Genomic DNA, 22337 nt, shown 5'->3' with positions numbered 1-22337 from the left:
CACTTTATATTTAATTGATATTGCATTTTATTTGCACAAAAAAACAGCCTATCGAGATAGGCTGTTTTTAGAAATCATATTATTTTATGTGAAAGTTACTGTTTAGACTGTGCTTGAGCATAGTCAGCCAAGACATGCGCGGCTTCCAGTACAAAAGCTTCTTCTTCCGGTAATGCTGGACGCTCTTTGGCTTTCATTTTTGCTCGAGCTTCAACCATGGCATCCAGAGAAGCCTGATAACTTTCCCAGTTCGGATAAGGTTTCAGGCCGGTTGCAGCACGGCGGGCATTTTCAGCTTCTAAAGCTTTACGCTCGATATCCAGCAACTCAGCTTTACGCTGTTCCAGATCCAGAACTACACGTTTTTGGTCTTCGACTTTTTTCATGGCCGCTGTACGCTGTTCCAGATACTTGAATTGAGGGTTCTGAGCGACACGCTGTTGAGATAACTTGGCCAGTTCCGGTACATATTTCTGTACCACACCTTCACGTTTAAATGGTGCAGTTGGAATCGTATCCCACTCTAGGGCATTTTTAGCCTTACGTTCACCAAATTCTTCGTTATAGATATCGACCAGTTTGATATCCGGAATCACGCCCTTATTTTGGGTACTACCACCGGTCACACGGTAGAATTTACGCTGAGTCAGCGTTGCTTGACCATGCGCCAAACTATCCAGCTGAACCTGTGCAGTTCCTTTACCTGTTGTGGTACTACCAATCACGATGCCGCGTTCATAATCCTGAATTGCTGCTGAATAAATTTCACTTGCAGATGCAGAAGCCAGGTTCACCATTACTGCCAATGGGCCAGCATAGGTTTGTGCGCCGCCATCATCATCTTCAAAGACGCTGACATTACCGTTACCATCACGAATCTGAACTACAGGACCCGATTTGATGACCTGTCCCAGCATGCGTGCCACTTCTTCAAGTGAACCACCCGGGTTATTGCGTAAGTCCACAATAATACCGGCAACATTCTTCGCAGCCAGTTCTTTCAAAGCTTTATTGGTATCTTCTGATACTGAACGATAGTCGGTACCCGCACGACGGGCACGATAGTTCAGATAGAAAGATGGAATTTCAATCACACCGTACTGATATTTTTTACCATCACGCTGGATTTCAACGGTACGGGTTCTAACCCCGGCATCTTCTTCCTGAATCACATCACGTACAAGACTGACATTACGCGCCTGTCCCATGGTCGCACCCGGGCCTAATAACTTCAGCGTTACTTTGGTGCCGCGCTTACCACGAATCAGGCCAACAATTTCATTGCTCGGCCAGCCGATTACATCGACCATCTGTTCGCCGTCTTGAGCAACGCCAACAATACGGTCACCTGATTTTACCTGTCCTGATTTGCTGGCAGGCCCACCTTCTACAATGGTTTCAATCTTGGTGTAATCTTCATTACCACGTTCCGGACGAATCGACACCCCAATCCCTTCCAGCTGCAATGTAGTCTGACGGTTCAGCTCCATCGCATCTACAGGCGGGAAATAATTACTGTGCGGATCATAAGTCAGCATCATCGCGTTGAGGGTTTTGTCCAGTACATCATCGCTCTTGATCCGGCTAAGACGTTCTAACTGACGGGTATAACGCTTAGTCAGAGTTTGAGCAGGTGTTAAATCTTCCGGCCCAGTCAGATCCTGGCCATTTGCCAGTTCTGGATTGGCTTTGAGTGCATTCTGCTTAGCTTGCTCTTCTTCCTTACTGATCGTCAGGTTAATCAGCTGAGAAAGCAGCATTTTTGACCAGTGAGCACGTTGTTCAGCCTGAGTTTTAAAGAATGGCGCTTTTTCGCGATCCGTTTCGATATATACATTCTTCTGATTCAGGTTTTGCGGTTTTTTCAGTTCTTCCAGCATAAAGGTATAGAACTGGGCTAAACGCTCACGATACTGTGCATGAATTTCATAAGGGCCAGACAAATTACCAGCTTTCAGATTGGCACCGAAAGTAGCGCCATAGCGTTTTTTATAATCTTCTATTTCAGATGCCAGAAAAAGACTGTGATCTGCATCCAGACTGTCAATATAAAAATCAAAGATACGCTGTGAAGTCTGAGCATCCAGACGCATATTCAAATAATGTTGGCGATCAACGAGAGTTGCCAGTTGTCGGGATACCAATGCCTGTTCTTGAGAAGGTTGAAGCACTGCTTTGCTGACTACTTCTTTACCATCAGCTGCAATTGCATCATTCACCACATGGGTAAAAAATAATCCGCCTGTCGCAATCGCAACTGCACAAGCTATTGTTTGAAATTTCATAAATAATTCGTACTTCCTTGGCCTCAAGACCAATTTGACCGTGTTGCTTTTCGAGCAGAACTTAAAGTATTCAGCATCTTAAACAACTTAATATGTTTATGTCGTGTAGTTTTATCATATTCTGTGCTGACAAAGTGTAGCAAATCATTGCAGAATTCAGGTATTGTTTTCCCCGAAAATTCTAAAATGGATTCCGCATATGATTGGCGCATTGATGCTCGACATCGCAGGCACTACCCTTACTCAAGAAGATATTGAACTCTTGGGTGCACCACAAGTCGGTGGTGTGATTTTATTCGGTCGCAATATTGAATCTCCTGCCCAAGTCCGTGCCTTGACTGATCATATGCGCCAGGTTCGTCCAGATATTCTGATTGCAGTGGATCAGGAAGGTGGCCGTGTACAGCGCCTGAAACAGGGCTTTACCCTGCTGCCTGCTACGGGTAAATTTGGTGAGCTTTACCAGACTGATCGTGAAAAAGCACTGGAACTGGCCGAGAAATGTGGCTGGTTAATGGCCACCGAAGTACTGGCTGTCGGAATTGACTTTAGTTTTGCGCCTGTGCTGGATCTGAATTATATTAGTGATGTGATTGGCGACCGTAGCTTTGCTAAAAATATTCAGGATATTATTCCACTGGCTGGTGCTTTCCTGAAAGGTATGAAACGTGCTGGTATGGCTTCGACTGGCAAACATTTCCCGGGACATGGTTCGGTTAAGGCCGATTCGCATGTGGCCGCTGCCATTGATATGCGCAGCTATGAAGAAATCCAGCAAAAGGATATGCAGACTTTTATCCAGTTACAATCACAACTCGATGCGCTTATGCCTGCCCATGTTATCTATAGTCAGGTTGATCCAAATCCAGCCGGTTTCTCAGAATTCTGGATTCAGAAAGTGTTACGTCAAGAACTTGGCTTCGACGGCGTACTGTTCTCGGATGATTTAAGCATGCAGGCTGCCTGTGTGGCTGGCGGTGCTGATGCCCGGATTCAGGCGGCATTAAAAGCAGGTTGTGATATGGGATTGGTCTGTAATGATCGCGCAGCACAGTGTATTGCACTTGAGGGCATTCAGGATCTGCTATTGCCCAATCAGCACCGCCTGGAACGCATGCGCGGAAAAATTCCAGAGATTCGGATCGGCACTGAACTGGATCTTGGAGATGAATGGCGCCAGATCCGTGATGAAATCAGCCAGTTTAAAGATCAGGTTCTGTAATTTTTTAATGATCTGAATACGACAAAGGAACACGACAAGGTGTTCCTTTTTTATTATCATGTTGAAAAGACTGCTATATTAATGAGCAGCATTGAATTAAAACAACAATAAGGTCAGGACGACATGACAGAATCTCTTTCACAACATCGCCATATTTCTTTTACTGCACACTATACTGGCTATATCTGGTACAAAATGGGGATTTCACATCCGGTATTTGCTACCTCTAAAGGTAAATTCCTTGCCAAACTGGTTCATCCACTGGAGTCATGGGCTGAACGTCATGTAGGCGGCAGTATGCGCACCACCCTGAAACAGCGTCATCAAATGATTGACGAACACCTAGGTCAGTTAATTAGTGAATATCCTCAATTACAGGTACTGGAAATTGCCAGTGGCTTATCCCCACGCAGCTGGAATTTTAGACAGAAATTTCCCGGGATTAATTATCGGGAGCTGGATCTGCCCGATATGGCTAGGATCAAAACCAATGCTTTGCAGCAGATTGATCAGGATGCCCCGGAAGTATTGAGTGCCGATATTTTTAGTGCAGAACTGGCGAATATTTTTAAAGTCTTTGACCCGCAGCAACCTCTCGTTATTATTAGTGAAGGCCTGATCAATTACTTTGATCAAAAAATGCTGTTTACTTTACTCAAAGGCATTACCGAATATGGTCAAGACTTTAGTGAAGTGCATTATCTCAGTGATATTTATCCTGAACCGGTCAAAAATAAACTGGCGAGCTTTATCTGGGCCTGCAGCCGTCTGCTGAAATTCATGTCACGCAGTGCGTTTACCTTTCATTTTAAATCACCTCAAGAACTACAGCAGTTTTTTCAGCAAGCTGGGTTTATGCAGGTGGAGGTCGAACAACCAAAACGTTATTTTGCAGAGCCTCGACAGCAGAATCCTCATTATGAACAGGATGAACATCTAGGCGATTTGGTCTGGATGATTCATGCAGTGAAAAAAAACAGCGTTTAATTACGCTGTTTTTTTATGAATTCTATTGTTTAGATGACTGCATCGAATACTTCAGCCTGTTGAAGGGCTTTCTCTTTCTGGACAAAGCGTAGTAAACGCTCTGCCACATCAAAACTGCCATGCTTGAACAAAGCACGTAACTGAGTATCATCATGTTCGAAGATCAAACATTCGATCTTGAATTCGCCTTCTTCATCTTCCAGATACAAAGCCAGATCACGTGGATATGCGGCTGCCAGATCGGTTAATCCAGGTTCCAATTCCAGCAATACCCCAAAGAAATTCATATCAATAATTTCTGCCTTGAGTACCAGATCAGAATGACGATGACTTAAATAACGCTGTGGATCCTGAACCGTAATCCGCTCTTCACCGCGCCGTTCGATCTGCTGCATCTGTTCACGGGTGAACGGGATAATACCTTCGAGCTGATCAACCGGTTCATCACGCAAGAAAGTTGCAAACAAATGCATGGTTTCTTTACGGCGCTGTAACTGAGGCACATGATCTGCAGAAGCAATCTGCACATACTGCATGTTTGGACATTGCAGGGCAAAATTGGCATTCTCATGTGGCAAGGTAAAGCTGTCATATTGCCCACAAGCCACCAAAACTTTGCATTGAGGAATCGGTACATTGGTCAGTCTTAAAAGACGGTTACAGTTGATATCATAGCGGTCCTGCTCAGTGGCAGTAAACTCGGACATCTGCTTAAAGAACAACCGTTTTGCTGTTGGCGACATACGGGTTTCTTTTAAACGTGCATGATTGACCAGATACAGAATCACCGCTTGGCCGAATTCATCCATGCGCTGTTCTTTCATTAAATGCAGAGATTCTTCCAGCAGCATGCGCCAGCTTTTACGGGTCTTTTGCATCACACCCATTAAAATCATACGGTCTACCAGTTCAGGGCGCTGATCCGCCAGACAGGAAGCCACCACTGAACCCAGAGACATTCCCAGAATAGCCACCTTAGGCAATTGCATCTGATCCAGCCATTGGCCTAGCATCGCGGCCAGATCTTCGAGTTCAAGTGTTCCTGCAGATAAGCCGGTATCAACGTTAGTAATTTGCTGGTTGGCCCCCATGGAAGGTAAATCAATTAAAATAATAGGTCCCGCATCAAATAACTGTTCTACACAATATTTGTAAGAATTAAAGTTCTGAAAAGCTCCCCCAATAATCACCATTGGGCGCATATGCAAAGTATCAGAACGCGCAATGGCCATATACTCGATTTTCCAGCCATCGATCCATGTCGTACGTGCTGGTTGCTTGAAACTGTGCTTATCATAAAGATCAAAAAAACCATAATGGCTATGTTGGTCCAATGCCTGGGCATCCATCTGGATAATGGAATTCATATTCCTTTCCTCCGTCCTTGCCTTATTTTTATTGTGCAAGTCATTATTTACAGATCTTATGCTTCAGGATTATTCCGATTATCCTGAACACGCATCCTGCGCTGTAGTAATTATATCAATGACATCTATGTCGCTACATTTCATTCTATACAGAGCGGCTTTTCACAAGCAACTGATTCGACAACCACTTATCTGCTTTTAAAGATAAAACAATTTCAAAATGTTTAGAAACAGTGAAAAGCTTATGATTTTTAAGTGATGGGCTTCATTGTCCGGCATCAGACTGTTAATATCAAAGTGAAATTTCTAAGTGATTGAACCGCTATGCAAGAGTCTATTGAACAATACATGCAAACGGTAGGACAGCAGGCACGCCAGGCTTCTCGCATTTTGGCTCGTGCGTCTACCCAAACTAAAAACAGCGCATTGTCAGCAATTTATACCGCTTTAGAAAACAGTCAGGCCGCTATTCTGGCTGCCAACCAGATTGATATGAATAAAGCTCACCAGAACAATCTGGACAGTGCCCTGCTTGATCGCTTAGAACTCAACCCCGCACGCTTTAAAGGTATGTTACAGGGCCTGAAAGATGTGATCAGCCTGAAAGATCCAATTGGTGAAATTACCGATATGGCTTACCGTCCTACAGGCATTCAGCTTGGCAAGATGCGTGTGCCTTTAGGCGTAGTGGGCATGATTTATGAATCACGTCCCAATGTAACTCTGGAAGCTGCTTCACTGGCATTGAAATCCGGAAATGCGATTATTCTGCGTGGCGGTTCAGAAGCTTTGGAATCTAACCAGGCCATTGCAACTGCCATCCAGCATGGCTTGAAAGTAGCAGGTTTGCCTGAAGCGTCAGTTCAGGTGATTAATACAACTGACCGTGCTGCGGTTGGCCAGCTGATTACCCTGACTGAATTTGTCGATGTGATTGTACCGCGTGGTGGCAAAGGCTTAATTGAGCGCATTACTGAAGAGGCACGTGTGCCTGTGATTAAACATCTGGACGGGAATTGTCATGTTTATGTTGAAGCACAGGCTGATCTGCTCAAAGCACTGCCCATTGCTTTAAATGCCAAAACCCATCGTTATGGCGTATGTAATGCCATGGAAACTTTGCTGGTTGATGAGAAAGTTGCAGAAGACTTCTTGCCTCGAATTGCTGAGCTGTATCAGGAAAAACAGGTAGAGCTTCGTGGTTGTCGTGAAACCCAGCGTATCTTGGGCAATCAGGTAGTCGCAGCAACAGAGGAAGACTGGTACACCGAATATCTAGGTCCGATTCTGGCAGTTAAAATCGTATCAGGTGTTGAGGAAGCTATTGAACATATCAATAAATATGGCTCGCATCATACCGATTCAATTATTACGGAAAATTACAGCATCGCTCGCGAATTTTTAGCTGGTGTAGATTCGAGTTCAGTCATGATCAATGCTTCTACCCGTTTTGCTGATGGTTTTGAATATGGTTTGGGTGCGGAAATCGGCATTTCGACAGATAAAATTCATGCCCGTGGCCCGGTTGGCTTAGAAGGCCTGACTTCCCAGAAATGGGTAGTCTTCGGTGATGGTCAGATTCGTCAGTAAATAGATAATAAAATCGGCCTTGTTCGCAAGGCTGATTTTTATGCATTGAGTTGATAAAAGACATGTTCAAGTAAATATGCAACCTTTATAAAATTGCATATAATTTCTTCATATCCATACCTAAAAGATAGAATAAATAAACATTATTTTTAAGAAATATAAGCTACAGTTTGATAGATCATTTTTTAACAGTATTTTATTTATAAATGAAAACTATGAACTGATAAATTTTAATTATTATTGTCGCTATGGTCGATAATGCTTAAGTCTAATCGGCTAAAGTCTATCTAGGACAGTAAAAAAACCCATGTTAAAACATGATCACAGACCTATCTTGTGTCGCTTTTGCCAGCAGACAGGTCAACGAAATGGATGAGAATTTTAATTAGAATCGGGTAAACAATCGTGTCTAAATCAGTATTAGTTATTAATTGTGGCTCTTCTTCAATCAAGTTTGCCCTATTGCTTGAAGAACAGAATTTCCGTATTCACGGCTTAGCTGAGAACTTAGGCACAGAAAATGCCCGTATTAAAGGTGTGACTGTCGGTAATGAACCCGTCGATATTCATATTCCTTTTGCAGATCATAAGAAAGCGCTAGAAGTAGGTTTAGAGCGTCTAGCGAATTACAAGCCGGATGCCATTGGTCACCGTGTGGTACATGGCGGCAGCCTGACCAAGGCAGAACTGATTACTGACGAGATTATTGAAAAAATTCGCGAAGCAACTCCACTTGCGCCTTTACACAATCCGGCTCACCTGATCGGAATCGAAGCGACTAAACGTTTATTCCCAGATTTGCCACAAGTCGCAGTATTCGACACAGCTTTCCATCAAACCATGCCGGCACATGCTTACCGTTATGCCCTGCCTAAATTCCTTTATACCGAATATGGCGTACGTCGTTATGGTTTCCATGGTACCAGCCATGCTTATGTATCAGATCGCGGTTCTGAACTTGCGGGCAGCTTCAAACAAGGTGGCTGGTTAACAGCGCATCTCGGTAATGGTAGTTCGACCTGTGCCGTATGGAATGGCCAAAGTGTAGATACATCAATGGGTCTGACGCCACTTGAAGGTGTGGTGATGGGTACCCGTAGTGGCGATGTCGATCCAAGTTTGCATAGCTTCCTGGCTGCAAACTTAGGCTGGGATGTATATAAAATTGACAAGATGCTCAACAAAGAAAGTGGCTTGCTTGGTTTATCTGACAATCTGTCTAATGACATGCGTACTTTGATTGAAGCCTCAGAACAAGGCAATGAAGATGCGACTCTTGCGATTGAAGTATTCTGCTACCGTCTGGCGAAATCTTTAGCTGCTTTAAGCTGTGGTCTGCCACGTATTGATGGTCTGTTTTTTACCGGTGGTATTGGTGAAAACTCGGCGTATATTCGTGAAAAAACCATGGTTTATTTACCACATTTCGGTTTCAACCTGGATAAAGACGCTAATAGCAGTTTGAAGCGCGGCACTGAAGGCCGGATCGATAACGGTACAGGCCCACAAATCTGGGTAGTTCCGACTGATGAAGAAGGCCGAATCGCAAAAGAAACTCATTATGTGGTAGAGCATGAAGTGGAGCAAGCTACTGCAAAAAAGTCTGAACCTGAAGCTGCGCTTGCATAAGCAAGCCCGGTTCCCTTTTACCTAATTTCTATTATTGCGCGACTGATATTACTTATGAAAACGATTTTATTGGTGCCGACCGGGGAAGGCGTCGGCTTAACTTCAGCCTGTTTAGGTTTGGTATATGCTTTAGAATGCCAAGGGGTAAAAGCAGGTTTTGTGAAACCTTTTTCACAGGAAAAAAGCCAGGAAACAGATCGCACTACAGCACTCTATCGTCATTTATCCCAAAGTGAAACTGTTGAACCGATTGCTTATGAAAGCCTGATTCAACGCTTTAATCTGGGTGAAACAGATGAATTGCTTGAAGATGCAGTACGCCTGCATCGTGAGATTGCCAAAAATCACGACCTGATTATTGTTGAAGGTTTGGTACCAAATAGCCGCGATACCTTTGCGCCAAGCTTTAATGCAGCCTTGGCGCAGGCACTAGATGCCAAAGTCATCATTGTCAGCAATGCTGATATCAACCAGCCTGAAGTGGCAGCTGAAAAAATTGAAAGCCAATTACGTTATTTAGGTGGTTCCTCTTCTACCCGTATGGCTGGCGTATTGTTTATGCGCACCAAAGGCTTACCAGAAGATTCTGCACAGATCCCGGTGACTATTGATCCCGGTTTACGCCTGATCAGTGATACCAACAAATTTATAGCAGCTATTCAGAAAACCCATGCCCATATTGGTTCTGAAAAGCTTCCAGTCATTGGTCTGGTTCCATTCAGCAATACTTTAAGTGTGCCACGTATTTCTGACCTAGCAGCACATATTTCAGCAGACTGGGTCAATCTGGGTGAAGCAAAGCAGCGCCGTGTTTTACACAGCAGTTTAATTGCGTCCAATATTGAACATGAATTACATAAATTCGTGGCTGGCGAACTGATTATCAGTGCATCAGACCGGATTGATGTCTTGCTGGCAAGTAGCCTGGCGAGCAGCAATGGCATTCCATTGGCAGGTTTGGTGCTGACTGAACATTATGAGCCAAATTCGACTGTATTGGAGTTCTGCCAGACAGCGATTAAACATGGTCTGCCTATTCTGCATACGCCACTCAGCACTTTTGAAACTGCCCAAAGTCTAGCCAATTTAAGCAATGAAATTCCATGTGATGATACTGAACGTGCTGAACAGGTCACTCGTTTTGTGTCCAGTCATTTAAATGAAGAATGGATTGCACAGCTAATTAATGGTTCTTACAAGCCACGTCTGTCTCCTTCTGCATTCCGTCATGAGCTAGTACAAAAGTCGATTACTGCGAAAAAACGTATTGTGCTTCCGGAAGGTGATGAGCCACGTACCATTCAGGCGGCTGCGATCTGTCAATCTCGCGGGATTGCGCACTGTATCTTGCTGGCAAAACCGGAAGAAGTGGTTGAAGTTGCCAAAGCACGTAATATTGACTTACCGCACGATCTTGAAATTATTGATCCCGACCTGATTCGCGAGAATTATGTCGAAAAAATGGTTGAACTGCGTAAAGGCAAAATCAACGAATTGCAGGCACGTGAACAGCTACAGGATACTGTCGTACTCGGTACTATGATGCTGGCACTTGATCAGGTGGATGGTCTGGTTTCTGGTGCAGTACATACCACAGCAAATACCGTTCGTCCTGCTTTCCAGTTGATCAAGACAGCACCTGAATATTCATTAGTCTCTTCTGTATTCTTTATGCTGCTGCCAGATGAAGTCTATGTCTATGGTGACTGTGCGATTAATCCAGATCCGGATGCCGAACAACTGGCTGAAATTGCAATTCAGTCTGCTGACTCTGCAAAAGCCTTTGGCATTGATCCACGTATTGCTATGATTTCTTACTCTACCGGGACTTCAGGCACAGGTGCAGACGTAGAAAAAGTCGCGAAAGCGACTGAGATTGCTAAACAGCGTCGTCCTGATCTGTTGATTGATGGTCCACTGCAATACGATGCCGCTTCAGTTGAAAGTGTGGGCCGTCAGAAAGCACCTGACTCACAAGTGGCTGGTCGTGCCAATGTGTTTATCTTCCCTGACCTAAATACCGGTAACACCACTTATAAAGCAGTACAACGTGCGGCAAATGTCGTAAGTGTCGGTCCGATGCTACAGGGTTTGAACAAGCCGGTGAATGACCTGTCACGTGGTGCGCTGGTCGATGACATTGTGTTTACCATTGCTTTAACTGCGATTCAGGCAGATCAGCAAGCTAATTAATTTTCTTTAACACTCACAACCATCCGGTCAAAAGATCGGGTGGTTTTTTAGTGATCTATTTAACAAACTTTCTCAATAATCATTGAAGGAGCTATAATCTACAGATTGTCTAGCTCAAAAAATTATGCAAGTTCGTAATCTGCTCTATGAGTAAATAAAATTAAAATAAAAATATTGATGACACAAAAGAAATGCCAGCCGATCGGGCTGGCATTTACCACTTTAACAGATCAGATTTGCCTATTTTAAACTTACATCCAGTTTGAGTATTTAAGCCAAACCAGAATAAGTCAGGCAACGATCATACTTATACCGTGGTCCATTCTTTGTGCACATCTTCTGCTGTTTTATTCAAGATCACGCTGTCATCTTTCACTTCGCTTACCCAGCTAATCGGAATCAGATGATGCTCATTATTCTCGTCATCACTTCTTGTCAATTTAATCTTGTCCTGACCTTCTAAATGATCCACTTTACCAACTTGAGTACCATCTGAAGCAATTACTGAAGCATGTTCTTTGATGTCATTTGTATTAAAGTTACTCATTCCAATTGCCCTATTTATAGAAGTTGAGAGACCTCAGTTTAAGCCCTAAAAAATTGGCTGTGTGTAAGGGTTTTCAGGCTTTGGGTTTTTCTAGGTTAATAATGTAATGAAGAAAAATAACTGTGTCACAGGCATGTTGTGGCAAGACCAAGATGATTGAAATATTGTTTTTTTTATTAAGGTAATTTGAAGATTTGAAGATTTGAAGATTTGAAGATTTGAAGATTTGAAGATTTGAAGATTTGAAGATTTGAAGATAGGCTAATTTTTTAGCTCTTAAAATGTAAAAAAGAAGATAAAGCTTAAGCTTGATCTTCTTTCTGGCCGTAGAACCAAGTAGCAGCGATATAAAGACTAAAAGCAATTACCATCAATACACTAGTCAGGGTCATAAAGAAAACTCATCATTCATTTGATAAGCGCATTATGTAAAAGTTTTATGACAGTTATATGACAATGATGAAATTTCCATAATTTTAATTAATTAATAAAAATCATATATTTATAATAAATTTAATTATATTCAAATAAACTTTAAGCTGAAATATGACAGTAAATATGACAAAAACCGGTCATTTTTAACCAATCTTTCAGCCAAAGTAATATGCCTTATTGCTTAAACTATAAACTTTTGGCCAATGTCCCTGCAAAACGCCCACAACCAGATTCATTTGTCTTATAATTTAGCCCGCTAGCTAACAGCCCGCTCAAGAGATATTTGTATGACAACTATTATCAAGCAAGATGACTTGATCACATCGGTTAAAGATGCGCTTCAGTTCATTTCTTACTATCATCCACAAGACTTCATCCAAGCGATGAGCCGTGCGTACGACCGTGAAGAGAACAAAGCTGCGAAAGATGCGATCGCGCAAATCTTAATTAACTCACGCATGTGTGCAGAAGGCCACCGCCCTATCTGCCAGGATACTGGTATCGTCAACGTATTTGTTGAAGTGGGCATGGATGTTAAATTTGATTTAACCATGAGCCTGGACGATGCGATCAACGAAGGTGTACGTCAAGGTTATCTTGAAAACTCTAACGTGCTTCGTGCATCTGTACTGGCTGACCCTGCTTTTGGCCGTAAGAACACCAAAGACAACACGCCTGCTGTGATCTATCACAAACTTGTTCCAGGTAACAAAGTAGACATCACTGTTGCTGCTAAGGGTGGCGGTTCAGAAAATAAATCTAAACTGGCAATGTTGAACCCGTCTGACTCAATCGTAGATTGGGTACTGAAAACTGTTCCAACTATGGGTGCAGGCTGGTGTCCTCCTGGTATGCTGGGTATCGGTATTGGTGGTACTGCTGAAAAAGCCATGATGCTTGCAAAAGAAGCATTGATGGAAGAGATCAACATGGACGAATTGCTGCGTCGTGGTCCACAAAACAAACTTGAAGAACTTCGTATCGAAATCTTCGAGAAAGTAAACGCATTGGGCATTGGTGCTCAAGGTCTTGGCGGTTTAACCACTGTTCTAGACATCAAGATCAAAGATTATCCTTGTCACGCTGCGGGCAAACCAGTCGGCATGATCCCGAACTGTGCTGCAACCCGTCACGCACATTTCACGCTTGATGGTTCAGGTGTTGCGCATATTCAAGCACCAAGCCTTGAAGACTACCCATCAGTCACTTGGGATTCCTCATCTTCTAAACGTGTTGACCTAGACAACATTACCCAAGAAGAAATGAACTCTTGGAAACCAGGTGATACATTACTTCTTAACGGTACGATCTATACTGGCCGTGATGCTGCACACAAACGTATGGTAGACATGCTGAACAACGGTGAAGAACTTCCTGTTGATCTGAAAGGCAAATTTATCTACTACGTAGGCCCTGTTGATCCAGTAGGTGACGAAGTTGTAGGCCCTGCAGGTCCAACAACTGCGACTCGTATGGATAAATTCACTCGTCAGGTATTAGAAGCAACTGGTCTTTACGGCATGATCGGTAAAGCGGACCGTGGTCCTGCTGCTGTTGAAGCAATTAAAGACAACAAAGCAACTTACCTCATGGCGGTTGGTGGTGCTGCATACCTCGTATCTAAAGCAATCCGTGAAGCTGAAGTGGTTGCATTTGCTGATCTGGGTATGGAAGCGATCTACAAGTTCGTAGTGAAAGATATGCCTGTTTCTGTTGCAGTTGACGTAAATGGTACATCTGTACACGCGACTGCTCCAAAAATCTGGCAAGCGAAAATTGGCAAGATTCCAGTAGTTGACGCTGCTGCAGGCTAATTTAAGCTGCATGAAAAAAGCACCCTTAATGGGTGCTTTTTTATTGGAATTTTAAAATTAATTACCAGGTTCTTGGATCCCAGAGTTTAAACGGTGTGGTTAACTGTACATCTGTAGATGGATCATATTCAGTCGCCTTAATTTTCTGGGCTTTCTTGCGGATTTTCCCAGTTTCCTGATCCTGTGCAAAAAAGTTAAAACTGTCCGATTTTAACTGGGTAAAAGCAATTTCATTGAGTCCCATACTGCTTGGCATTAGCATCAGAGGTCCCGGAACACTACGACGGGTGCTTAAATTTTCTTCATCATACTTAATAAAATAGGATTGACCCGCTTCTACTGTAAAGTCCAAATACTTAGGTTTTTGGAAGTGCAACGCACCTAAAGGGCGACTGGTACTCAAGCGATAAGTACCTGCAGGCAACTCAATCCAGTAATGATGATTATGCAATAAACTCGGAATACGATGCTGATTGATAAATAGGCTGGCAGCGACAATTTCCTGACGGTTCCATTTGGAATCCGGGCGGTATAAATAAACGATTGCAGCATCCTCATGCTGAGGTTTAACTGCCTGAAAATGATTACCCTGTTTCTGGTTGACCCAGCCACCAATCGTAAACATCCCCACCCGATGCTGTTCGACGAAGCCCGGTTTTTTTTCAAGATCAATATTTTTTAAAGTGCTGAGTGGCTGTGTAGGCTCAACTACGGCTTTTTTACCGTGACAACCCATCAGCGCCAAACTGCCGATGAGCACCATTGCGACTCCACGCATGCTTATCCCTCACTGCGTCTTTATTCTTGTATGTAAGTACTTTGCGATATATTTTTATAGCTTTCGGCATCCACGCCTAGATGTTGAGATTAGCATCTGCTTTTATCTTTTGGAAATAAAAAACGTGCGAAAACACGGGGTTTTCACACGTTTCTGACGAATAGCAATCAAGCAGATTTGCTATTCACCACCTTTAAATCAACTTTTACCGCTGTTTCTGGTTCATCATGTGGTTGACGTTCAGCAAGAAATTCTGGTGCAGCTTCACCATTAATGACTGCTTCATTGACTACCACAGTGCCTACATCGCTACGACTCGGCAAGTCATACATGGTTTCTAACAATGAATTTTCCAGAATCGAGCGCAGGCCACGCGCACCTGTATTATGTTCCAATGCTTTTTTCGCAACCGCACGTAGTGCTGAATCTTCAAAGATTAAGTCCACATTTTCCATCTCAAACAGATGTTTATATTGACGGGTTAATGCATTCTTCGGCTCAGTCAGAATCTGCATTAAAGCTTCTTCATCCAGCTCATCTAAAGTCGCGATCACTGGTAAACGACCAATGAATTCTGGAATCAGACCAAATTTCACTAAGTCAGTCGCTTCGACCTGACGGAACAATTCAGACAGCTTTTTGCTTTCGTCTTTATTACGGACTTCTGCAGTAAAGCCAATACCACCTTTCTCCTGACGCTGCTGTACGATTTTCTCAAGACCTGAGAATGCACCGCCACAGATGAACAGGATATTCGAGGTATCAATCTGAATGAATTCCTGCTGCGGATGCTTACGACCACCTTGTGGTGGAATTGAAGCAACCGTACCTTCGATCATTTTCAGCAAGGCTTGCTGTACGCCTTCACCTGATACATCACGTGTAATGGATGGGTTTTCAGATTTACGGGTAATCTTATCGATTTCATCGATATAGATAATGCCCTTTTGCGCTTTTTCGACATCGTAATCAGCTTTTTGCAAAAGCTTTTGTACAATGTTTTCAACATCTTCACCCACATAACCCGCTTCAGTTAGGGTTGTTGCATCTGCCATGGCAAATGGAACGTCCAGAAGACGGGCAAGGGTTTGTGCCAGCAAGGTTTTACCTGAACCGGTCGGACCCACCAGCAGGATATTACTTTTGGCAATTTCAACGGAATCATCTGCTTTCTTACCATTGGTCTGTACTTTCAGACGTTTGTAATGGTTGTATACGGCCACAGATAATGTCTTTTTCGCTACGTCCTGACCAATCACATATTGATCGAGCGCCGCACGGATTTCATGCGGTTTCGGTAAAGGACGGTTCGCCCAGTCATTGGTTTCGACCTGTTGACTGGTTTGAACCAAATCTAAGCATACGTCCACACATTCATTACAAATGTATGCGTCCTCGCCTGCAATCAGCTTTCCGACTTCAGACTGCGTTTTACCGCAAAATGAACAATGCTTTTGTCCTTGAGGATGTTCGGACATATTTACTCCAATATCTCAATCTCTAAAACTTATGGACGTTTCGTTAGAACTTCATCCACAAGACCGTATTCTTTCGCTTGCTGAGCAGTCATGAAGTTGTCACGGTCTGTATCGCGTGCCACTTTTTCATAGTCCTGACCGCTATGTTCAGCCATTAAACGGTTTAAACGTTCTTTAATAAACAGAATTTCACGTGCGTGAATTTCAATATCTGATGCCTGGCCTTTGAAACCACCCAAAGGCTGGTGAATCATGACACGTGCATTTTCAAGGCAGTAACGTTTGCCTTTAGTTCCTGCATTGAGCAGGAATGCGCCCATTGATGCTGCCTGACCCATACAATAAGTCACAACATCCGGTTTAATAAACTGCATGGTATCGTAGATCGCCATGCCAGCAGTCACCGAACCACCCGGTGAGTTGATATATAAATGAATATCTTTATCTGGGTTCTCAGCTTCTAAAAACAACATTTGCGCAACGATCAGGTTGGCCATATTGTCTTCAACTTCACCTGTCAGAAAAATTACCCGCTCACGTAAAAGGCGTGAATAAATATCAAAAGAACGCTCACCACGAGAGGATTGTTCTACCACCATTGGCACTAAAGCGTTTTCAATCGTTGGAACATACATAGGTTTATTTATTCCTAAATTTTTGTGACTTAATCCATAATCACAATATGAGGGATAATCAATGAAATTGCAAAATAATCGCGAATAATTCCATCATATTTTTTGCATTAGTTTTGTGAAAATCAGATATGTCAAGAAATTACTAATATGAAAAAAGGCGCACGAAGCGCCTTTTTAGGGAAAGCTTGAATTAGCCTTGTTGACGAGCTTGTTGCTCTTTCAATAAGTCTTCATAGCTTACAGTCGCATCAGTCACTTTAGCAGATGCTAGGATGTGATCAACAACTTGGTCTTCAAGTACAACTGCTTCGATTTGAGCACGTTGTTGCTTGTCATTTTTGAAGTATTCGATCACTTCATTTGGATCTTCGTAAGAAGAAGCCATATCTTCGATATAAGCTTCAACGCGCGCTTGATCTACTTCAATTTTCGCATCAGCAAGAATGCGGCTTACCAATACGCCAAGTTTAACTGATTTCTCAGCTTGTTCTTTGAACAGGTCATCTGGAAGCATGCTTGAATCAAATGCTTTCGCGCCTTGAGCACCGAACTGTTGAGTGAACTGCTGGATCATTTGTTGACGTTGACGGTCAATTTCTTGAGCAACCATTGCAGATGGAAGTTCAACTTCGTTTGCAGCTACAAGTGCATCGAAAGTTGCGCCTTTAACCTGGTTACGCAGGCCGTTTTTCACTTCACGTTCCATGTTTTTACGAACGTCAGCTTTCAGTTTTTCAACGCCATCTTCTTCAGAAATACCGAAGATTTTCAGGAATTCAGCATCAATTTCTGGAAGTTTTTGTTTTTCAACAAGTTTTACATTGATTTTGAATTGAGCTTGTTTACCAGCAAGGTTTTCAGCTTGGTAATCTTCAGGGAAAGTAACATCGATCACTTTCTCTTCGCCTTTCTTCATACCGATGATGCCATCTTCGAAGCCAGGGATCATACGACCAGAACCTAAAACAAGTTTAAAGTCTTGCGCAGCGCCGCCTTCAAATTTTTCGCCATCAACAGTACCTTCGAAGTCGAAAGTTACTTGCATGTCTTTTTTAGCCATGCCTTTAGTTTCAGCCCAAGAAGCGCGTTGTTTTTGAAGATTTTCAATCATCTTCTCAACGTCTTTGTCATTTACTTCGGACGCTTTACGTTCAACTTCCAGACCTTCGAATTTCACTTCAACTTCTGGATAAACTTCAACAGTCGCTTCATAAACTAAAGCGTCGTCTTTCATTTCAGTTTTTTCGATGTTTGGCATACCAACAGCGTTGATTTTTTCTTGTTGGATTGCTTCGAAAACTGTGTCACGAATGATGTCGTTGACAACTTCTTGGTAGATACCAGCGCCGTATTCACGACGAACTACGTTTACAGGTACTTTACCTGGACGGAAGCCGTTGATCTTCGCAGTTTTAGCAGTGCGTTTTAAACGAGCTTCAAATTGCTCATTAATACGGCTCGTCGGTACAGAAACATTTAAACGACGGGCAACGCCCGAAACCGCTTCAGAAGTTACTTGCATGGCTTCCTCTATATATTTGGTAATAACAGGTTTATAAAAATGTGCCACATTATATGACAACATTTGCAGATATACAAAACACAATACTTGAATCGTCTTTATTAATGCTGTAATAATCAAATTTATTCAGTCAAATTCATTTTTCTTTGATTAAATATCCCTTCCCTCAAATAAGAATAGATATATTGATTACTGAAACTGGACAGATCATCTCTTTAATCTGCATTTATGGATTTTTATAGTGCTTTTAGTAAACTTTTCTTTATCTTTTCTTCAATTTTTTTAAACTCTAATAATCTCAATAAAAGTAAAGATAATAATCTATTAATCAGATTTAGTTTAAATACATTAACTTAGAAACATTTTGATACACCATAACATCGCTAAAGGCAATTAATATAATTTTTAAAATCGTCATTTCCTATCTAAAAGTAATTCTTAATTTAAATAAGAATTATTATTATTCGCATACATAAATTTTATGCTTTTTTCGGGTTCCCACATGTCGTTTATCAAATCACGTAAAAAACTCGTTTCATCGGCGATTGCCTCTTCCCTCTCGATCGTAACTGTAAATGCTGTGGCTGATGAAAATGTGGTCAAGCTCGAAACTATTCATCAAGAAGTTAAAGCTGAACAGACACCAAGTTTAAAAGTAGATAATTCCGCAAATAAGAAATTTGTTGCACCCTTACTGGATACACCTAAATCTGTATCAGTCATTTCTAAACAACTGATTGAAGACACTCAAGTCACTACACTTTCTGATGCTTTACGTACTGTACCGGGTATTACCTTGGGTGCGGGTGAAGGCGGCAACCCGAATGGCGACCGTCCATTTATCCGTGGCTATAGCTCTGAAAGCTCAATGTATTTAGATGGTATTCGTAATTCAACCTCACAAAACCGTGAAATGTTTGCCATAGAACAAGTTGAAGTCACCAAAGGTTCTGCTTCTGCTATGGGTGGTGCAGGTACTGTTGGCGGTAGCATCAACATGATTTCTAAAGTGGCCAAAAAAGGTGACTTTTTAGAAGGTACTGTTGCTGGCGGTACAGATGCTTACGCACGTGTGACGCTTGATGGCAACAAAGATTTTGGCAATGGGATTGCTACACGTGTTGCCGTTATGGGCCACATGAATGAGAAAGCAGGTCAATCTGATGGTGCTGAATATAAACGTGCTGGTATTGCCCCTAGTATTACTTTCGGCTTAGACACCCCTACTCGTGCAACTTTAAGTTATTACTATTTAAAATCGGATGATACTCCCGATTCAGGTATACCATATTGGGATGCTGGTTTAGGTAAACCACAAGGTAAACCTGCGGAAGTAAAACAAGGCGTTTATTATGGTTGGAAAGATCGTGACTTCCAAAAACAAGAGAACCAAGCAGGGACAATCAAGTTAGAACATGATTTAACTGACAATCTAACCGTTACAAACACTGCAATGTACAGCAAATCTAAAAATGATTATGTCTGGACAAACCCTGATGATTCTAAAGGCAATGTAGCTAATGGCCAAGTATGGCATCGTCAAAACTCTGCCATCACAGATAGCGATACCTTTACAAATCAATTAGCATTGATAGGTAAATTTGCTACAGGTGCCATTAATCATAGCTTTAATGTTGGTGCTGAATACAGCAAGCAAGAAACTGACAAAGGTGGTTATAACATCATTAACAGTAAAGATGGCAAAGTTTCCTCAACTGGGTTTTACAGCGACTGTAAAGACCTTTCAAGCAATTGGTGTACTTCTCTAAACAATCCAACTCAAAAACCATTTTTAGATCGTCTAGAAGCCCGCCAAGACTTTGATGCCACGGTTGAAAGCACTTCTGTATATTTATTAGATAGTATTGAAATCACACCACAATGGTTACTTGATCTTGGTGTGCGCTGGGACAAGTTTGAAGCTGCACAAAACTTTCGTGCTACATCTTCAGCTGCTGCATATACAGCTAACAATGATTCAGACTTCTTTACATATCAATCAGGTATAACCTTTAAACCTGTTGAAAATGGTTCAATTTATGCAAGTTATGCTACCTCTGCCAGTCCTGTTGGCTTAAATGCTGGTTGGGGAGATAACAGCGAAACCATAAATGCTAATAACCAAATGATCGATCCTGAAGAAGCACAAACTTACGAGTTAGGTACTAAGTGGGACTTGTTAAATGATCGTTTGAATTTAACAGCAGCGATCTTCCGTACTGAAAAACAAAATACTCGTGTACAACTTGACCCAACAACTTATGCGAATGTAGGTGAAAGTAAAGTTGATGGTGTTGAATTAGGATTAAATGGTCAAATTACCGATAAATGGGATATTTCGGCAGGTTATACTTATCTTAATAGTGAATTAACAAAAAATGGTAAATCATGCCGTGGTTCAGGTTCAACAGCAACTTGTACAGATAATGCCATTTATAATGGCAACCAAATGCCTAATGTACCTAAACAAGCAGCAACATTATGGACTACCTATAAGATATTGCCGCAATTAACTTTGGGTGGTGGTGCAGTATATTCAGACAAAGTTTATGGTGATGTTGCAAACATCAAATGGGCTCCATCTTATGTACGCTACGATGCTATGGCGCGTTATAACGTTAACAAAAATGTGGATTTACAGTTGAATGTAAATAACCTTTCTGACAAACGTTACTTCACTAAAGCCTATGCTTCTCACTATGCTACTGAAGCAGAAGGACGTAGTGCAGTGTTAGCAGTCAACTTTAAATATTAATTCAATGCAACCGCATAGCCTCCTGATGGGGGCTATGTTATTTTTAAAAGACGATTATTCAGGGGTTTCTCGTGCTGCATCATATTCCAAATGTACTGAGCAAAGAACAGGTGCAATATTTCCGTGAGGAGATGAATAAGATTGAGTGGGTCAATGGCAAGGTTACCGCGGGTACGCTCTCTGCCACCGTGAAACAGAATCAGCAATTACCTGAAGATCATTCACTCACTCATCATCTCAGCAATATTATTCTGGAATCGCTGGGACAGCATGCTCTGTTTTTATCGGCGGCGATTCCACTGGATATTATTCCCCCACTTTTTAACCGCTATGAAAATAATGAATCTTTCGGCTTTCATGTCGACAATTCAATTCGTCGTATTCGCGGCAGCAGTGAACGCCTCAGAACGGATTTATCCTGTACGGTTTTTTTAAGCGAGCCGGACGAATATGTCGGTGGTGAACTGGTAGTCGAAGACACTTACGGTTATCACGAAGTAAAATTGCCTGCCGGCGATATGATTCTTTATCCATCCACCAGCCTGCATGAAGTTACGCCAATCACTTCCGGTTGTCGAATTGCTTCATTTTTTTGGGTACAAAGCATGATCAGGGATGATGCAGAGCGGCATATGTTGTTTAATCTGGATCAGAGTATTCAAAACTTGAGAGTGCAGCTGGGTGATCAGCATTCAGAAGTTATGAAACTGACCAACCTGTATCATAATTTAATGCGTAAATGGGCTGAACTTTAAAAGAGGCTCTGTCTTCAATGATCTTTATAAACAACTGGATCTATTGTTTATCAAAATATACTGAGTTGTGGCACAATTGAACGTAATAAATAACGCATTATGTCCAAATTAAGAAAATATAAAATACAATATTTAGAATAAGTGAAAATATTTTTCAATTCTTAAAGTTTATAAGAAAATCTTTATTAACATACGACTAAAATCCATAGAAAAAGCAAAAACTTTTCACGTTTTCTGGACTAAAATTAATCTTATAGGTTCACCATGCAGGTGTCTGGTCGATCCTGATGATCAAGACTTTAAAAAATACAGGATTGATCTTATTTACCCACACCTGCCTGTAAA

At 42.0% G+C, this 22337-nt stretch carries 15 protein-coding genes; 8 read left to right on the top strand and 7 right to left on the bottom strand.

What is annotated here, in order from left to right:
* Positions 1–95: 95 nt before the first annotated feature.
* The gene (locus B3J29_RS12115) at positions 96–2285 is read right to left on the bottom strand and encodes a carboxy terminal-processing peptidase (RefSeq protein ID WP_005232197.1); all 2190 of its coding nucleotides are present in this window, start codon (positions 2283–2285) and stop codon (positions 96–98) included.
* A gap of 199 nt (positions 2286–2484) precedes the next feature.
* Here B3J29_RS12115 and nagZ point away from each other — a divergent pair, with 199 nt between their 5' ends.
* Positions 2485–3507: a beta-N-acetylhexosaminidase gene (gene nagZ, locus B3J29_RS12110; RefSeq protein WP_005232199.1), complete on the top strand. Its 1023-nt coding sequence runs from the start codon at positions 2485–2487 to the stop codon at positions 3505–3507.
* A gap of 123 nt (positions 3508–3630) precedes the next feature.
* Positions 3631–4494 (top strand): class I SAM-dependent methyltransferase, encoded by an 864-nt coding sequence (locus B3J29_RS12105; RefSeq protein WP_005232201.1) that lies wholly within the window; start codon positions 3631–3633, stop codon positions 4492–4494.
* A gap of 29 nt (positions 4495–4523) precedes the next feature.
* On the opposite strand, the gene B3J29_RS12100 is transcribed toward B3J29_RS12105, so the two are convergent.
* Positions 4524–5861: an alpha/beta fold hydrolase gene (locus B3J29_RS12100; RefSeq protein WP_005232203.1), complete on the bottom strand. Its 1338-nt coding sequence runs from the start codon at positions 5859–5861 to the stop codon at positions 4524–4526.
* Between the two features lie 324 nt (positions 5862–6185).
* Here B3J29_RS12100 and B3J29_RS12095 point away from each other — a divergent pair, with 324 nt between their 5' ends.
* The 3 genes from B3J29_RS12095 to pta all read left to right on the top strand — a co-directional run bounded on the left by B3J29_RS12095 (position 6186) and on the right by pta (position 11273).
* Positions 6186–7451, top strand: coding sequence for a glutamate-5-semialdehyde dehydrogenase (locus tag B3J29_RS12095; protein WP_005232205.1), 1266 nt, complete (start codon positions 6186–6188; stop codon positions 7449–7451).
* Between the two features lie 405 nt (positions 7452–7856).
* A complete protein-coding gene (locus B3J29_RS12090) occupies positions 7857–9080 on the top strand; it encodes an acetate/propionate family kinase (RefSeq protein ID WP_005232206.1) in 1224 nt (407 codons plus the stop codon).
* Positions 9081–9134: 54 nt separating this feature from the next.
* Positions 9135–11273, top strand: a complete 2139-nt coding sequence (gene pta, locus B3J29_RS12085; protein WP_261635029.1) for a phosphate acetyltransferase — start codon at positions 9135–9137, stop codon at positions 11271–11273.
* A gap of 307 nt (positions 11274–11580) precedes the next feature.
* Here the strand turns inward: pta and B3J29_RS12080 are convergent, their stop codons facing one another.
* Positions 11581–11820, bottom strand: coding sequence for a DUF2171 domain-containing protein (locus tag B3J29_RS12080; RefSeq protein WP_004781996.1), 240 nt, complete (start codon positions 11818–11820; stop codon positions 11581–11583).
* Positions 11821–12542: 722 nt separating this feature from the next.
* On the opposite strand from B3J29_RS12080, the gene B3J29_RS12075 reads away from it, so the two are divergent.
* Positions 12543–14069 (top strand): fumarate hydratase, encoded by a 1527-nt coding sequence (locus B3J29_RS12075; protein WP_005232211.1) that lies wholly within the window; start codon positions 12543–12545, stop codon positions 14067–14069.
* A 61-nt stretch (positions 14070–14130) separates the two neighbouring features.
* Here B3J29_RS12075 and B3J29_RS12070 read toward each other — a convergent pair whose 3' ends face one another.
* The 4 genes from B3J29_RS12070 to tig all read right to left on the bottom strand — a co-directional run bounded on the left by B3J29_RS12070 (position 14131) and on the right by tig (position 18482).
* Complete coding sequence (locus B3J29_RS12070) at positions 14131–14847, bottom strand: DUF2846 domain-containing protein (RefSeq protein WP_005232213.1); 717 nt, start codon at positions 14845–14847, stop codon at positions 14131–14133.
* A gap of 167 nt (positions 14848–15014) precedes the next feature.
* Positions 15015–16325 (bottom strand): ATP-dependent protease ATP-binding subunit ClpX, encoded by a 1311-nt coding sequence (gene clpX, locus B3J29_RS12065; RefSeq protein ID WP_005232215.1) that lies wholly within the window; start codon positions 16323–16325, stop codon positions 15015–15017.
* A 29-nt stretch (positions 16326–16354) separates the two neighbouring features.
* Entirely contained in the window at positions 16355–16960 is a 606-nt protein-coding gene (gene clpP, locus B3J29_RS12060; RefSeq protein ID WP_004781985.1) for an ATP-dependent Clp endopeptidase proteolytic subunit ClpP, read from the bottom strand.
* Positions 16961–17150: 190 nt separating this feature from the next.
* Complete coding sequence (gene tig, locus B3J29_RS12055; RefSeq protein WP_005232218.1) at positions 17151–18482, bottom strand: trigger factor; 1332 nt, start codon at positions 18480–18482, stop codon at positions 17151–17153.
* Positions 18483–18984: 502 nt separating this feature from the next.
* On the opposite strand from tig, the gene B3J29_RS12050 reads away from it, so the two are divergent.
* Positions 18985–21237 (top strand): TonB-dependent receptor, encoded by a 2253-nt coding sequence (locus B3J29_RS12050; RefSeq protein WP_004781982.1) that lies wholly within the window; start codon positions 18985–18987, stop codon positions 21235–21237.
* Between the two features lie 71 nt (positions 21238–21308).
* On the top strand, positions 21309–21992 hold the full coding sequence (locus B3J29_RS12045; protein ID WP_005232220.1) for a Fe2+-dependent dioxygenase: 684 nt from the start codon (positions 21309–21311) through the stop codon (positions 21990–21992).
* Positions 21993–22337 lie beyond the last annotated feature (345 nt).

The sequence above is a fragment of the Acinetobacter sp. UBA5984 genome (assembly GCF_002429925.1).
In the GTDB taxonomy this organism is placed as follows: Bacteria; Pseudomonadota; Gammaproteobacteria; order Pseudomonadales; family Moraxellaceae; genus Acinetobacter; species Acinetobacter variabilis.
This window is presented reverse-complemented; position numbering and strand designations above follow the sequence as displayed.

Excerpts from the sequence above, each read along its gene's own strand:
- B3J29_RS12115 (WP_005232197.1), bottom strand. The coding sequence starts at position 2,285 with ATGAAATTTCAAACAATAGCTTGTGCAGTTGCGATTGCGACAGGCGGA.
- nagZ (WP_005232199.1), top strand. The coding sequence starts at position 2,485 with ATGATTGGCGCATTGATGCTCGACATCGCAGGCACTACCCTTACTCAA.
- B3J29_RS12105 (WP_005232201.1), top strand. The coding sequence starts at position 3,631 with ATGACAGAATCTCTTTCACAACATCGCCATATTTCTTTTACTGCACAC.
- B3J29_RS12100 (WP_005232203.1), bottom strand. The coding sequence starts at position 5,861 with ATGAATTCCATTATCCAGATGGATGCCCAGGCATTGGACCAACATAGC.
- B3J29_RS12095 (WP_005232205.1), top strand. The coding sequence starts at position 6,186 with ATGCAAGAGTCTATTGAACAATACATGCAAACGGTAGGACAGCAGGCA.
- pta (WP_261635029.1), top strand. The coding sequence starts at position 9,135 with ATGAAAACGATTTTATTGGTGCCGACCGGGGAAGGCGTCGGCTTAACT.
- B3J29_RS12080 (WP_004781996.1), bottom strand. The coding sequence starts at position 11,820 with ATGAGTAACTTTAATACAAATGACATCAAAGAACATGCTTCAGTAATT.
- B3J29_RS12075 (WP_005232211.1), top strand. The coding sequence starts at position 12,543 with ATGACAACTATTATCAAGCAAGATGACTTGATCACATCGGTTAAAGAT.
- B3J29_RS12070 (WP_005232213.1), bottom strand. The coding sequence starts at position 14,847 with ATGCGTGGAGTCGCAATGGTGCTCATCGGCAGTTTGGCGCTGATGGGT.
- clpX (WP_005232215.1), bottom strand. The coding sequence starts at position 16,325 with ATGTCCGAACATCCTCAAGGACAAAAGCATTGTTCATTTTGCGGTAAA.
- clpP (WP_004781985.1), bottom strand. The coding sequence starts at position 16,960 with ATGTATGTTCCAACGATTGAAAACGCTTTAGTGCCAATGGTGGTAGAA.
- tig (WP_005232218.1), bottom strand. The coding sequence starts at position 18,482 with ATGCAAGTAACTTCTGAAGCGGTTTCGGGCGTTGCCCGTCGTTTAAAT.
- B3J29_RS12050 (WP_004781982.1), top strand. The coding sequence starts at position 18,985 with ATGTCGTTTATCAAATCACGTAAAAAACTCGTTTCATCGGCGATTGCC.